Below are 13,403 nucleotides of genomic sequence, written 5' to 3'. Positions count from 1 at the left end.
GCCACAGCTCGTAGGGCAGCGCGGTGCGGATCGCCCGGATGCTGGTGAGGCCGACCAGCACCAGGATGCCGGCGGCGTGGGTGCGCGGGTACGTCACGCGTACAGCTTCATCGGGCGGTACTTCTGCCGGGGGAAGATCTTGTCCACCTCCGCGTTGGTGAGCCCGAAGCGGCCCTGCGCGACGGCTCCGTAGACGTTGAACATGTTGTTGTACTCGGGCACGTCGCCGGAGTCCAGGTCGTCCAGTCCGTTCCAGGTGCCCAGCAGCGAGCCGGCGAGCTTGCGGCCGGAGAGCAGGGTGACCACCCCGCCGTGGCCGTGGTCGGTGCCGCCGCCGTTGGAGGCGACCCGCCGGCCGAACTCGCTGGAGACCATGATGGTCACGTCGGCGGACTTCTCCCCCAGGTCGGTGAAGAACGCCGCCATGGCCCCGGCCAGCTCGTTGAGCCGCCGGTGCAGCTGACCGCCGTCGCGGGTGCCCTGGTTCTCGTGGGTGTCGTAGCCGCCCATCCCGACGGTGGCGACCCGGACGTTCGCCCCGCCCTTGATGAGCTGGGCGAGCTGCTGGAACGCGTAGCCGACGCCCTTGTACTCGACGCCCTCGGCCGGCTGGTACGGCTTCGCGGCGAGGCGCTGCGCGGTGGCCAGCGCGCCCAGGCCGTCCTGCACGGCCTCCTGCACCGGGTGGTTGATCCCGGTGAAGAGCCCCTTGATCGCCTTCTCGGTCGCGGCCCGGTACCGGTCGTCGCCGTTGAGCCGCAGCGAGCCGACGCTGTTGAGGGAGAGCGCGCCGTTGTTGCCGACCAGCGACCGGGGCAGCGTGCTGCCGATGCCGACGCTGCGGAACGCGGTGCCCGTGCCGAGCGCGTCGACCAGGCTGTCCAGCCAGCCCCGGCCGCCGGTCTCGCTGGGCAGGCCGCCGAGGTTGCAGGCGTCCGCGGCCTGGAAGTGGCTACGGGACAGCCGCTCGTCGGAGACCGCCGGGACGAAGCCGAGGTTGCCGCTCTTCAGCCACGGCTCCAGCGGCTTGAACGCGCTGTTCAGCTTGAAGCCGCGGCCCACCGCCAGGGAGTCGTTGCCGAGCAGCAGGTCGGGGCGGGCCTTGGCGAGCACCGGGTCGTCCGCCGGGGCGACCAGGCTCAGCCCGTCCAGCCCGCCGTAGAGGAAGACGTGGATCAGGGTGCCGGTCTTGGTGGCGGCGAACGAGGCCGAGGTGGTGACGAACTGGGCGGTGGCGAGGGCGGTGGCGGTCGCGGCGGCGCCGGCCACGAACGTCCGCCGGGTGACGCCGCGACCGTCCTGCTGGGCCTCCTCCAGGTCCTCCAGCCGCCGGTAGCGGTCGGCCTCGGCGGCGTTCTCGGCGGCGACGATGTCGGCCTCCGCCCGCAGCAGCGCCTCGGCCGGGTCGTCGGCCAGCCGCCGCAGGTCGGGGCATTCGGGGTGCAGGGGGAACGTGTGCACAGTCTTCTCCATCGGGTGCCTCACCGGAGGTGGTGCTGGGGGGAAGCGAGGATCGCCCGCGCTACGGCGGTGACGGCCCCGTCGAACGTGGCGTCGACCTTGTCGCCGGCCGACACGCCGGCCACGCCGAGGATCAGGGACCGCTCCCTGGCGCTCAGCTTCTGGCCCACCAGGCGCAGGGCCAGCGCGTCCACGTACGCCCCGGCGGTGGCCGGGGGCCGGGCCACCAGCTTCTCGGGCGGGGTGTAGGTGAAGACGGTACGCCGGCCGGCGAGCAGCTCGCCCGCCTCGTTCCAGCCGTGCACCATGGTGCCGGCGGAGGTCCAGGCCACGTAGACGTCCGGGTAGCCGTCGGGGGTGGGCTGGCCCATCGGGTACTGGCCCAGCTCGCGCATCCTGTCGTGGATCTGCCGCAGCCCCCGGGCGTACGGGGTGCGCTTGTTGTCGCCGTTGTCGTGCTTCGGCGACGCCTCCGGGGACACCCCCAGGGCCCGGTACGTGGCGACCAGGTACTCCATCGGCCGGCGCACCTTCTGGCCCACCGCCGCCCAGAACTCCGAGGAGCTGAACAGCGTCATCAGCACCGGCTTGATCATGCCCTTGTTCAGGGTGTACGACTTGGCCAGCCGCTCCACGAGGGACTTCGGCGGGGTGTCCGAGACGAACCGGGTGGCCAGGCTCTGCGCCACGTACTTGGCGGTGGACGGGTGCAGCGCGATGTAGGTGATGTACGCGTCGATGGCCGCCTCGGCCTTCTTCGGGTCCTTCGAGTTGTTCGCGTGGGTGAACCCGAGGACCTTCACCTTGCCGACGTAGTGCCGCTCGGGGCGGAACACGTACTTCCCGTCGTTGACGCCCCGGCCGGTCTGGAGCAGGGCCGCCTGCCGGACGTCCTTCTCGGTGTAGCCGCCGTCGACGCCGACCGAGTACAGCTCCAGGTTCTCCCGGGCCAGGTTCTCGTTGACCGCGTCGGCGCGGGAGTCGTTCTGGTTGAGGTAGAGCAGCAGCGCCGGGTGCCGGTTCGCGGCGAGCAGCATCTCGGGGTAGCTGCCGAGGGCGTGCGCCCGGACGACGTCCCGGTCGAAGGACGCGCGGTACACCTCGCCCCCGTCGAAGTCCGCGGCGACGTGCAGGAAGTCGTTCCAGAAGTCGACCATGACCTCGAACAGCTGCCGCTTCGACCAGATCTGCCGGGCGATGGTGGCGTCCACCATCTCCTTCTCCGGCTGCGCGCCCCGCTCGTTGAGCTGGTCGCGCTGCTCGCGCAGCTGCGCGGTGCCCAGCTTCAGCGTCGGCAGGTCGGCGAGCTTCAGCTCGGCCCTCGTCGGCGCGATCTTGTCGGGGTCGAGCTGCCAGCGCAGCCAGCCGTCGATGCCCCGCTCCTTGATGTCGGCGACGACCTGCGGGGTGGCGCCGAAGGTGGCCCGCCGGGCCAGGTGCAGGACCGGGTCCTTGGCGAGCACCGTCTTGACGGTCACCTTGGTCTCCGCGGCCGCGGCGGCCGGCCCGGAGAAGGTGCGGCCGCCGGCCGGGGCGTTCTTCTTCAGCGCCTCGCCGGCCCGGGAGCCCATGTAGCTCTCGTTCTGCTCGGTGTAGGTGCGCACCGTGCTCGGCTGCTGGCCGCTCGGGCGGGCCGGGGTGCCGTCGGTGACCGTGGTGCCGGTGGCGTCGCCGGCCACGGCCTCGTCGCCGAAGAGGCTGCGGATCTGCGGGGTCATCGCCAGGGCGGCACCACCGGCGACCACGGCCGCGGTCCCGCCGAGGGCCGCGAGGGCCTTGCGTCGGCCGACCTTGCGGCCCGGCTCGTCGTCGTCCAGGTTGGGCAGTCCGGGGCCGGCCGACGGCGCGCCCGCCTGCCGCGCGAAGCCGTCCGGGCCGACCCACTGCGGCCCGCGCGCTGCCGGGTGCCCGGCGTGCGCGTACTGCTCCCGCGGGTCGGCGGGGTGTCCACCCTGGTGCTGCGTGCGCGGGTCGTGGCCGTACGGGGTGGAGGGGTGGGTGTCGCGGTGACCGTCGGCGGCGGGGTACTGACGCCCGTCCCATCCGCGATCGTCCCGCGGTCGCCGTGGTGGCACATTCTGGTCGGCCATGTACCAATCCGTTTCTGCTGCGCCGCGACGACTGGCACCGGGCACGGGTGCAGGTGCGGCGACTGGTGCCTGAGGGGGTTGTCACCGGAAGGTAATGAAGCGTTCAGGGGCCTTCAAGCAGCACCGGAAGGCCCCAGGAGGGCACTTAAGGCGCCGCTCAGCGCGGGTCGGCGGCGCCGGAACTCGGGGCGCCCCGGCACGGACCTCGCGAGCAGGGCCTACGCGGCACGCCACGGGCCGGATCCGGCCATCGGGGCAGAGCCGACGCGGGACGCCACTTACATCGCCACAGGCAAATTTAAGGTTCGGCTAAGCCTGCGCTGAGGCGCTCCCCCCGCTCGCCGCAGGGCTCAGGGCGCGGCCGGAGGGGCGCCGCCGGGACGGGACCGCAAAGTAGCAGCAGGACGGGAGCGTGAGCCGCCGCCGCAGCGGGTATGCCGCCGAACCGCTGAACACGTGAGGGGAAGGCACATGCTCAGCAAAGAGGATCAGCGCAGGTTCGAGCAGATCACCCGTCAGCTCCGGGAGAGTGATCCGGCGTTCTTCGCCCGGCTCGACAACCGGGCCCGGGCCCGGCGCGGCCGATGGCTGATGCTGTTGACGATCGTGCTGTGGGCCTCGCTGCCGGCGATGACCGTGCTGGCCGGGCGACTGGCCGGGGCCGTCTGCGCGGTGGTCCTGGTGGCCAACGCCGCGCTCATGTGGCGGTTCCGCCGCCGTTGGCTGTGACCCGGGGCCCCGTACCGTTCCGCCGGCGGTCTCACCGGCCGAGGAGCCGGTACGCCCGCCGCAGCCGCTCGAGGAGGCCGGGCCCGCCGATGGCGGGGGCCGGCGCGCCGAGCTGCCGCAGCAGCAGGTCCGGTCCGGTCGACAGGCTGGGCGGCCGGTCGGGCAACGGGACCGGTGGCAGCCAGAACCGGTCGACCGCCTCGGCCAGCGGCGCCGTCGGCAGGCCGGCGAGCGCCCGGGACGCGCCGACCGGCGGGACGTCCACCGTGTCCCGCCCGGCTCCCGCAGCGTCATCGTCCTGTGTGGACGGTATCGACGCCGGCGCGGCACCGTCCGTGGTGGACGGCGCCGGTGCCACACCGTTCGTCGTGGACGACGCGGCCGGCGGCACGCCCTCGGTCGCGTCCGGCTGGTCGTCGACGCCTGCGGCGCCGGCCCGCAGGGCGCGCAGCCGGTCGAGCAGCTGCGTCCGGCTCCGGCCCCGCCAGTGCAGCAACTGGAACGGGTCGGCGTCGAACGCCTCGGCGAGCAGGTAGAACGTGGCCGCCAGATGCTTGCAGGGCACGGCGAAGTCGGGGCAGCTGCACCGCTGCCGCAGCTCCGCGACGCCGGCGGGGAAGAGTGGGGCGCCGGCGCCCGCGAACAGCTCCTCCAGCTCCGGGGGCAGGTCGCCGGCCAGCAGCCGGGCGCTGAAGAACGCCTGGGCGGCCAGCTCCGCCTCGACGCGGGCCCAGAGCGCCTCGGGGAACGGCGGCAGGGCGATGCTCACCTCGTACGGCTGCGCACGGGAGCCCTGCACCACGGCGTCGACGGTGCCGGGGGCGACGTCCAGGCGGACCACCTGGCCGGCCCGCGCGTACGACCGGCCGCGGGTCAGCCGGGTGCCGAGGGCGAACGACTCCAGCACCTCCAGGAAGCGCCGGGACCACCAGGACCGGCCGATGGCCCCCCGGGTGCTGCGGGCCCTCAGCCCGCCGTCGACCCGGCGCGGCCGGCCGTAGTCGGCGAACCGGCCGTTGGCGCCGCCGTCGCTCTCCGGCTGCCCGCTCACTCCACCACCGCCCCGGCCTCCAGGGTGAACAGCTCGCGCAGCTGCGTCGTGGACAGCTCGGTGACCCACTGCTCGCCGGTGCCGACGACCGAGGCGGCGAGGCTGCGCTTGTCGGCGATCAGCGCCGCCACCTTCTCCTCCACCGTGCCGGCGCAGACGAACTTGCGGACCTGCACCCGGCGCCGCTGGCCGATGCGGAACGCCCGGTCGGTGGCCTGGTCCTCGACGGCGGGGTTCCACCACCGGTCGACGTGCACCACGTGGTTGGCCTCGGTGAGCGTGAGCCCGGTGCCGCCGGCCTTCAGCGACAGGACGAAGATCGCCGGCCCTCCCGGGGACTGGAACCGGGTCACCATCGCGTCCCGGTCGGCCTTGCCGACCCCGCCGTGCAGGAAGAGCACCTCCCGGCCGAACCGGGCCGACAGGTGCCCGCGCAGCATGCCGCCGAACTCGGCGTACTGGGTGAAGAGCAGGGCCCGCTCCCCCGCCGCGAGGACCTCGTCCAGGATCTCCTCCAGGCGGGCCAGCTTGCCGGAGCGGCCGGGCAGCGCCGAGCCGTCGCGCAGCAGTTGCGCGGGATGGTTGCAGACCTGCTTGAGTCGGGTCATGGCGGCGAGCACCAGCCCGCGGCGCTCGATGCCGTCGCTGGACTCGATCCGCGCCAGCATGTCGTCGACGATCGCCCGGTAGAGCGACGCCTGCTCGGCCGTGAGGTTGCAGAGCACCTCCATCTCCAGCTTTTCGGGCAGGTCGGAGATGATCGAGGAGTCGGTCTTGAGCCGGCGCAGCACGAACGGGCCGGTGATCCGGCGCAGCCGCTCGGCCGTCTCGGCGTCGCCGTGCCGCTCGATCGGCTCGGCGTACTTCTTGCGGAAGGTCGCCGCCGGGCCCAGCAGCCCGGGGTTGGCGAACTGCATGATCGACCAGAGGTCCGCCAGCCGGTTCTCCACCGGCGTGCCGGTGACGGCGATCCGGTGCCGCGCGGGCAGCGCGCGGACCGCCTCGGCCTGCCGGGTGGCGGCGTTCTTGATGGCCTGGGCCTCGTCGATGACCACCCGCCGCCAGTCGATCCCGGCCAGGTCGACCGCGTCGCGGGCCGCGACCGAGTAGGTGGTGAGGACCAGGTCCGCGCCGTGCACGGCCGCGCCGAACGCCTCGCCCCGCGCCCGCTCCGCGCCGTGGTGCACGTGTACGCGCAGCCCCGGCGTGAACCGCGCCGCCTCGCGCTGCCAGTTGCCCACCAGCGACATCGGGCAGACCAGCAGGGTCGGGCCGGCGTCCGGCGGGTCCCCGGCGAGCAGGGCGAGCAGTTGCACCGTCTTGCCCAGCCCCATGTCGTCGGCGAGCACCGCGCCGAGTCCGAGGGACTGGAGGAACGCCAGCCAGGCCAGCCCCCGGCGCTGGTACGGCCGCAGCGTGCCCTGGAACGCCGGCGGCGGGTCCAGCGGGGCGAGCCGCCGCTCCACCGCCCCGGCGAGCAGGTCGCCCAGCGCGCCGTCGGCGCTGACCTCCAGCACCGGCAGCGCGTCCGGCTGCTCGGCGTCGGCCAGGCCGAGGCGGAGCAGGTCGGCGACGGTCAGCTCGCCGGAGGACCGGAGCAGCCGCAGGCCGGCGGCGAGCCGCTTCGGGTCCAGCTCCACCCACTGCCCGCGCAGCCGCACCAGCGGGGTCTTCAGCGCGGCCAGCGACGCCAGTTCCTCGGCCGTGAGCGGCTGGTCGCCGAGGGACACCTCCCAGCGGTAGTCGACGAGGGCGTCCAGCCCGACGCCCCCGACGGTGGCGGCGACGGTGCCCGGGGCGGTGCGGCTGCGGGCCTGCAACCGGGCGCCGAGCCGGGACGACGGGCGCCGCCACCAGGACGGCAGCAGCACCGCGAACCCGGCGGCGTGCAGCACCGGCGCGCCCTCGCGGAGGAACCGGTGCGCCCCCTCGACGTCCAGCTCCAGGGCCTCCGGCGTGGCCGTGCGCAGGGCGGTGTCCAGCTCGGGCCAGAGCCGGCTGGCGCGCCCCAGCTCGGCGAGCAGGGTCTCCTGCGGGTCGTCGCCGCGACCGGCCAGCCCGGCGACGCTCTCCGGCGCCCGCCAGACCTGCCCGGCGTCCACGTGCAGGCTCGGCTCGTCGGCCGCCTGGAGCCCGAACTCGACCCGCCACCGCCCGGCCGGCCGCACCGTCGCCGCCGGGTCGGCGGGCACCACGACGACCGGCTCGATGACCTCGTCGGCCGGCGGCTCGACCAGGCGGAAGCTGGCCCGCACGGCGCCGCCGGCCGCGTCGCGCTGCCAGGCGTCCAGTTCGGCGCGCAGCGTGTCCAGCGCGGCCGGGTCGGCGGCGAACTCCCGCACCGGCCCGGTGAGCGCGGCCAGCCAGGCCGGCACGGCGCCGTTCGGGCGTACGCCCCGGGCCAGCGCGGTCTCCGCCAGGGCCGCCCGGACGGCGGCGTCGGTGAGTGCGTCGAGCGCGTCGGCGACCAGCGTGCCCGGCGCGTCGGCGGCGCCCGGCGCGGGCCGGTGGCGCCCGGCGGGCGGGCCGGGTCGCGCGCGGCGACCGGACGGGGTGCCCGCCCCGGCGGCGGCACCGGGGTCGCCCGGTCCGTCCGGCCCGGTGGCGGCGCGGGCGGCCGGGGGCAGGGCCAACGCCAGCGCCCGGGCCCAGGCGGCGTCCGTGCCCGTCAGCAGCGGTCGCCACACCGCCCGGGCGACGGCCTCCGCCCGCTCCCCGTCCGGCCGGGAACGGGCCGCCAGGGGCGCCTCGGCGAGGCCGGGCAGGACCCGGCCCCGGGCCGCCAGGTCGACCGCGAAGTCGGCCAGCTCGGCGAGGTGGCGCAGGGTCGCGCCCGGCACGGCGGCCACCGCGTCGACGCCGCGCAGCAGGGCCAGGGCGGCGTCGGGGGCGTACCGGAGGACGGGCACCCGCCAGCCGGCGAGGGTGACCGGCCCGCGGGGCGCCCCGGCGACGTCGGCGCGGACGAGTTCCGGGGAGTCCAGCGGCGCGCCGGCCCGGGTGGGGAGGGTGAGCAGGGCGGTGCCGAGGTCGGCCGGCTCGGCCGTCGCGGCCAGCGCGGCGGCCAACGCGGCCTGGTCGGCGGCGAACGGGTGCGGCCGTTCCCGGGGCGCCCGGCCCGGGCGGCGCGGCGCGTGGGCCGGCAGCGCGCTGTCCTCGGCCCAGACGGCGAGCCCGACGCCGGACCGCCAGACCCCGTGGACGACCAGCACGCGTCCCCCTCCTCGCGACGACCCCGGCGAGGATATCGGTCCGGGCCCGGCGGCCCCGACCAGCACACCGTCGGCCGTCCGGACGAGCGGGCGGCGGGCGGCCCTGGGCCCTATCCCCGCCGGCCGGCGGGGATAGGGTCGGGCGCGTGTACGACCTCCTCGTGATCGGCGGCCTCGGCGTCGACGTGCGGGTGCGGGTGCCCGCGATCCCGCTGCCCGCCGCCGACTCCGTCACCGTCGACCCGATCGACCTGCGGATCGGCAACACCGGCGCCGGGGTGGCGCTCGCCGCGCACGCGCTCGGGCTCCGGGCGGCGGTGGTCGACGTCATCGGCGCCGACCCGGCCGGCGACGTGGTCCGCGCCGCGCTGGCCCGCACCGGCGTGCACGCCGTGCTGGGCGACGCCCCGGCCGGCACCCGGCGGTCGGTGAACATGGTCGACCCGGCCGGCCGGCGGATGTCGCTCTACGACCCGCGCCCCTGGCACGGGCCGGCGCCGTTCCCGGCAGCCGAGGTGACCGCGCTGGTCCGGCAGGCGGCCCACGTGCACCTGTCGATCATGGACTGGACGCTTCCCCTGCTGCCCGCCCTGCGCGCGGGGCTGGCCGACGGCGCCGTCCTCTCCACCGACCTGCACGACTGGGACGGCGGGAACGCCTACCACCGGCCCTTCGCCGAGGTGGCCGACCTGGTCTTCGTCAGCGGGGTCCGGCTGGGCGCGAGGGCCGGCGCGCTCGCCGCCGCGCTGGCGCCCCGCACGGTGCTGGTGACCCGGGGGTCGGAGGGCGCCGAGCTGCACACCGGCGGGGGCGTGCCGAGGGCGGTGCCCGCCGCCGTGCCGCCCGCAGCGGTCGTCGACACCAACGGCGCGGGGGACGCCTTCGCGGCGGGCGTGATCGCCGGCCGGCTGCGCGGCGCGGCGCTGGCCGACGCGGCGGCGTACGCGGCCCGGGTCGCCGCGGCGGCCTGCACCCACGACGGCATGGAGTATCCGCCCGGCCTGCTGCCCCGTCGCTGAGCCCCGCTGTCCGTCGCCGCGCGGCGCGCCCCGGGTCAGGTCGCCGCGCCGGCCGGGCGGCGGTCAGAGCGCGCCGGTTGAGCCGTCGGTCAGCTCGCGGAGGATGTCGGCGTGCCCGACGTGCCGGGCGGTCTCCTCGATCATGTGCACGAGGATCCAGCGCAGCGAGACCTCACCGAGCTGCGGGTGCGGCACCACGTGGTCGAGGTCGAACCGGCCGGCGACCTCCCGGGACCGCGCGCAGGCCCGCTCGTACGCGGCGGCGAGCCGTTCGACGGTGTCCCCGTCGGTGAGCGTGAAGCTCGCCTCCGCGTCCTCCTGCGAGGTGAGGTAGACGTCGCCCGGGCCGGGGGCGAGCAGGCACGGGAACCAGTTCCGCTCCACCAGCGTCAGGTGTCTGACGAGGCCGGCGACGGTCGTGGCCGAGGGCACCAGCCGACGGGCCGCGTCGGCGTCGGAGAGCCCGCGCAGCTTGCGCAGCAGCACGCCCCGATGGAAGTCGAGGAACGATTCGAGCACGGCCCGCTCGTCGCCGGTGCGCGCCAGCACCGGGCCGAGCGTGGGATCGATCGTCATCTCCGCCATCCACCGACCCTAGTGCCGCCCCGCCCCGGCCCGCTGCCCCGCTATCCGCTGCGGGGTCTCCCCGGGCGGGGCAGGATGGGGCGCATGGCATCAACGGCAGAAATCCCCCTGGTCGGTGGCGTGGCCGACGGCGAGACCGTCACCGTGGAGCTGGACCCGAACGGCCGCCCGCCGCTGACCCACCACCACCTCGGTGCGAAGGGGCTGGCCGAGGCGGAGATCTACGAGTTGGAGTCCGTGGATGCCGACGCCGACCGGTGGTGCTACCGCTGGCGCGGGCCGGCGGTCTGAGCCGGCGGGTCAGGCCGCCGGGGCCAGGCTGCGGGCGCGCAGGCTGTCCAGCACGGCGCGGGTGACCTGGGAGGTTCCCCGGGCCTCGTCGCACACCTCGGCCACGCGCCGGGCGGTGGCCTCGGCCCGCTGCTCGCGCTCGTCCCAGAGCCGGTCGACCTCGGCCAGCAGCGGGCCCTCGACCTCCCGCTCCACGCCGCGCAGGGCCGGCACCCCGAGCCGCTGGGCGAGGTCGAAGACCTTGCCGGCGTACGGCAGGGGCAGGAACGGCGTGCCCGCCATCGCGGCGAAGATCAGGAAGTGCAGCCGCATGCCCACGGCCAGGTCGAAGTGGCGCATCAGCCCGAGCACCTGCTGGGGCGAGTAGGTGCCGTGCAGGATCCGGCCCCGCTCGGCGGCGACCATGTGCGACAGCACGCCGTGCGAGTGCCGGATGTCGTCGCGCTCCATCGGGACGAAGAGCACGTAGGCGTCGATCCGGTGCACCAGGAAGTCGCCGATCTGGGCGAGCAGGCGGTGGTAGCCGTCGACGTCGAGCCGTTCGGCGGCCCGGCCCGGCTCCCGTACGCTCATCCCGACCAGCCGCTTGCCGGCCGGCACCCCCTCCTCGCGGAGCAGTTCCGCCGGGAAGTCCTCGGGTTCGATCAGGAACGCGGGGTCGGCGGTCACGGTGATCGGGTTGAGCAGCCCCGCCTCCTCCAGCACCATCCGGGACTCCTGGTCCCGTACGGTCACCTGGGCGGCGCTGGCCAGGGTCTCCCGCACCATGCCGGTGTCCACGCCCTCGCTGAGCGGCCCGACCCCCACCGCGTACGTCAGCAGCGGCAGGCCCCGCTCCTGGGCGACCCGGACCACCCGCAGGTAGCGGCGGGCCTCCCGGTCGTAGAGGATGCCGCCGCCGCCGAGGATCAGCACGTCGAGCTGGGCCAGGACCAGCGCCGAGTCGGTCCGGCTGATCCCCTCCCAGGGCACCGCCTCCACGTCGGGATGGGCGGTCCTGGTGTGCTCCGGGTTCCGGGAGAAGACGATGATCCGCCCGTTCGGCTCCTGCTCCCGAAGGTCGGCCAGCAGACCGGTCAGGATCGCCTCATCACCGAGGTTGCGACCGCCGTACGAGCCGAGCACACCGATGGTCAGTCCGCCACCATGCCTCATCCGTCGCTCCTCCCCAGGTGCGTCCGGGGCGGGGGTTCCCGCTGCGCCGGGGAACACTCCTGACGGGCTCAGCCGCCCGGGGAGATCCGCTTCGTCATCTGCTGGGCGGCCACCCGGTAGCCGAGGCTGTGGTAGAGGTGGATGGCCCCGGTGTTGGAGCCGAAGACGTTCAGCCCCAGCTCGGGCACCCCGAGGGCGGCGAGTTCCGCCTCGACGAGCTGGATCATCCGCCGCCCGTACCCCTGTCTCTGATGTCCGGGATGCACCTCGACGTTGTTGAGCCATGCGGTGTGGGCCCCGGCGGGGCCGCCGGGGAGCCCGACCCAGATCCAGCCCACCTCGACGTCGCCCACCCGGGCCGTGCGGAGCAGGGCGCCGGCGCTGTCGACGCCGTCGGGGAGCTGTTCGCGCAGCTGGGTGGTGGCCCGCTCCAGGGCCTCGGCCGGGGCCAGGCCGCGATCGGTGACCATCGCCTCGGCGTACGAGCGCACGAGCGGCTCCCGCCGTCGCGCGAACTCCTCGGCCGTCATGGGTCTCAGTTTCACCGCGTCTCCCCTGTCGCCGGTCACCGGTCGGCGGCGCCGACCAGCCGGGACGCGAACGCCACGACCACGTCGTCGGGGTCGAATCCCGCCTCGATGGACGTGCCGAGCAGGTCGAGCAGCAGCCCGTCCATGGCGTAGTGCAGCAGAGCGACCTCGAACGCGCCACCCGGTAATCCGGCGGCGAGGTGGAACGCGACGTCGTCGCGGTAACCCCGGCGCAGGGTGTCGCCGAGGATGCGGGCCAGGTCGGGGCGGCGGGCCGCCTCCAGCCGCAGCTCGATCAGCGCCCGGGTGAGGTCGGGCTGCCGGGTGGTCCGCTCGACGATGTAGCGCAGGTAGTCCGTGAACAGCTCCAGCGACGGCTCACGGGCGCCCAGCTCGGCCAGGACCCGCTCGTCCGGGGCGAACCGCTCCATGATCCGCTCGCCGAGCGCGCCGAGCAGCGCGTCGCGGGAGCGGAAGTAGTTGGAGGCGGTGCCGGTCGGCACGCCCGCCTCGGCGTCGACCGCCCGGTGGGTCAGGCCGCGCGCCCCGGTCGCCGCCAGCACCCGCAGCCCCGCGTCGGCCAGGGCCGCCCGTCGTTCCACGTTTCTCGCCACGGGGAACACCCTAGCAAGAACCACTATGGGTGTAGTAGCTTCATCCACGACATCAGTAGTGATTGGGGATCGGTTTGCGCAAGCTCGTGTACTACGTCGCCAGCACCCTCGACGGCTTCATCGCCGGCCCCGACGGGTCGTACGACTTCCTGCGGTTGGATCCCGACGTGGCGGCCCACCTGACGGCGAACTGGCCGCAGACGCTCCCCACGTTCGCCCACCCGCAGTTCGGCATCGAGGAGCCGGAGGGCCGCTTCGACGCGGTGCTGATGGGCCGGGCCTCCTACGAGCCGGGCCTCAGGATGGGCGTCACCAGCCCGTACGCCCACCTGAAGCAGTACGTCTTCTCCCGCACCCTGCCGCCGGCCGCCGAGCCGGAGGTGGAGATCGTCTCCACGGATCCGGTGGAGTTCGTCCGGGAGCTGAAGCGCCGCCCCGGCCGCGACATCTGGCTCTGCGGCGGCGGACAGCTCGCCGGCCAACTCCTGCCCGACGTCGACGAGCTGGTCGTCAAGCTCAACCCGTGCGTGATCGGCAGCGGCGTCCCGCTCGTCGCCCGGGGGTTCGACCCGCGCCGCTTCGACCTGGTCGACACGCGTCCGTTCGACAGCGGAGTGGTGATCCTCCACTACGCCCGCCCCGCCGGGGCGGAGTAGCCGGTGCCCG

At 75.0% G+C, this 13,403-nt stretch carries 12 protein-coding genes; 4 read left to right on the top strand and 8 right to left on the bottom strand.

Translation table 11 applies throughout. The features are described from left to right. Positions 1 to 93 precede the first annotated feature (93 nt). Complete coding sequence (locus ACLQ22_RS26200) at positions 94 to 1,461, bottom strand: DUF1501 domain-containing protein (RefSeq protein WP_425694660.1); 1,368 nt, start codon at positions 1,459 to 1,461, stop codon at positions 94 to 96. A 20-nt stretch (positions 1,462 to 1,481) separates the two neighbouring features. After that, complete coding sequence (locus tag ACLQ22_RS26195) at positions 1,482 to 3,551, bottom strand: DUF1800 domain-containing protein (RefSeq protein ID WP_425694659.1); 2,070 nt, start codon at positions 3,549 to 3,551, stop codon at positions 1,482 to 1,484. Positions 3,552 to 4,022: 471 nt separating this feature from the next. Here ACLQ22_RS26195 and ACLQ22_RS26190 point away from each other — a divergent pair, with 471 nt between their 5' ends. Then, positions 4,023 to 4,280: a DUF3040 domain-containing protein gene (locus tag ACLQ22_RS26190; RefSeq protein ID WP_121400370.1), complete on the top strand. Its 258-nt coding sequence runs from the start codon at positions 4,023 to 4,025 to the stop codon at positions 4,278 to 4,280. A 31-nt stretch (positions 4,281 to 4,311) separates the two neighbouring features. Here the strand turns inward: ACLQ22_RS26190 and ACLQ22_RS26185 are convergent, their stop codons facing one another. Both ACLQ22_RS26185 and ACLQ22_RS26180 read right to left on the bottom strand, forming a co-directional pair. Next, on the bottom strand, positions 4,312 to 5,331 hold the full coding sequence (locus ACLQ22_RS26185; RefSeq protein WP_425694658.1) for an SWIM zinc finger family protein: 1,020 nt from the start codon (positions 5,329 to 5,331) through the stop codon (positions 4,312 to 4,314). After that, complete coding sequence (locus tag ACLQ22_RS26180) at positions 5,328 to 8,543, bottom strand: SNF2-related protein (protein WP_425694657.1); 3,216 nt, start codon at positions 8,541 to 8,543, stop codon at positions 5,328 to 5,330. The genes ACLQ22_RS26185 and ACLQ22_RS26180 overlap by 4 nt, the downstream gene beginning before the upstream one ends. Before the next feature lie 146 nt (positions 8,544 to 8,689). On the opposite strand from ACLQ22_RS26180, the gene ACLQ22_RS26175 reads away from it, so the two are divergent. Continuing rightward, the gene (locus ACLQ22_RS26175) at positions 8,690 to 9,562 is read left to right on the top strand and encodes a carbohydrate kinase family protein (RefSeq protein WP_425694656.1); all 873 of its coding nucleotides are present in this window, start codon (positions 8,690 to 8,692) and stop codon (positions 9,560 to 9,562) included. 63 nt (positions 9,563 to 9,625) lie between these two features. Here the strand turns inward: ACLQ22_RS26175 and ACLQ22_RS26170 are convergent, their stop codons facing one another. Next, positions 9,626 to 10,147 carry a DinB family protein gene (locus tag ACLQ22_RS26170; protein ID WP_425694655.1) on the bottom strand — a complete coding sequence of 174 codons (522 nt, stop codon included), beginning with the start codon at positions 10,145 to 10,147 and terminating at the stop codon, positions 9,626 to 9,628. A gap of 84 nt (positions 10,148 to 10,231) precedes the next feature. On the opposite strand from ACLQ22_RS26170, the gene ACLQ22_RS26165 reads away from it, so the two are divergent. After that, entirely contained in the window at positions 10,232 to 10,438 is a 207-nt protein-coding gene (locus ACLQ22_RS26165) for a hypothetical protein (protein ID WP_121400365.1), read from the top strand. A gap of 9 nt (positions 10,439 to 10,447) precedes the next feature. Here the strand turns inward: ACLQ22_RS26165 and ACLQ22_RS26160 are convergent, their stop codons facing one another. From ACLQ22_RS26160 to ACLQ22_RS26150, 3 genes are all read right to left on the bottom strand, one after another. After that, the gene (locus ACLQ22_RS26160) at positions 10,448 to 11,593 is read right to left on the bottom strand and encodes a polysaccharide pyruvyl transferase family protein (protein WP_425694654.1); all 1,146 of its coding nucleotides are present in this window, start codon (positions 11,591 to 11,593) and stop codon (positions 10,448 to 10,450) included. 68 nt (positions 11,594 to 11,661) lie between these two features. After that, on the bottom strand, positions 11,662 to 12,138 hold the full coding sequence (locus ACLQ22_RS26155; RefSeq protein WP_425694653.1) for a GNAT family N-acetyltransferase: 477 nt from the start codon (positions 12,136 to 12,138) through the stop codon (positions 11,662 to 11,664). Positions 12,139 to 12,158: 20 nt separating this feature from the next. Then, complete coding sequence (locus ACLQ22_RS26150) at positions 12,159 to 12,737, bottom strand: TetR/AcrR family transcriptional regulator (protein ID WP_121400890.1); 579 nt, start codon at positions 12,735 to 12,737, stop codon at positions 12,159 to 12,161. A gap of 74 nt (positions 12,738 to 12,811) precedes the next feature. On the opposite strand from ACLQ22_RS26150, the gene ACLQ22_RS26145 reads away from it, so the two are divergent. Continuing rightward, positions 12,812 to 13,393 (top strand): dihydrofolate reductase family protein, encoded by a 582-nt coding sequence (locus tag ACLQ22_RS26145; protein ID WP_425694652.1) that lies wholly within the window; start codon positions 12,812 to 12,814, stop codon positions 13,391 to 13,393. Positions 13,394 to 13,403: the final 10 nt, after the last annotated feature.

Origin of the sequence: Micromonospora sp. DT178 (genome assembly GCF_049841695.1) — a bacterium.
Taxonomy (GTDB): domain Bacteria; phylum Actinomycetota; class Actinomycetes; order Mycobacteriales; family Micromonosporaceae; genus Micromonospora.
Note: the sequence above shows the minus strand (reverse complement) of the source record. Positions and strands in the feature narration are given on the sequence as shown.

Bases quoted from the DNA above. Each gene is read 5' to 3' on its own strand.
- ACLQ22_RS26160 (WP_425694654.1), bottom strand. From the start codon at position 11,593: ATGAGGCATGGTGGCGGACTGACCATCGGTGTGCTCGGCTCGTACGGC.
- ACLQ22_RS26195 (WP_425694659.1), bottom strand. From the start codon at position 3,551: ATGGCCGACCAGAATGTGCCACCACGGCGACCGCGGGACGATCGCGGA.
- ACLQ22_RS26190 (WP_121400370.1), top strand. From the start codon at position 4,023: ATGCTCAGCAAAGAGGATCAGCGCAGGTTCGAGCAGATCACCCGTCAG.
- ACLQ22_RS26170 (WP_425694655.1), bottom strand. From the start codon at position 10,147: ATGGCGGAGATGACGATCGATCCCACGCTCGGCCCGGTGCTGGCGCGC.
- ACLQ22_RS26165 (WP_121400365.1), top strand. From the start codon at position 10,232: ATGGCATCAACGGCAGAAATCCCCCTGGTCGGTGGCGTGGCCGACGGC.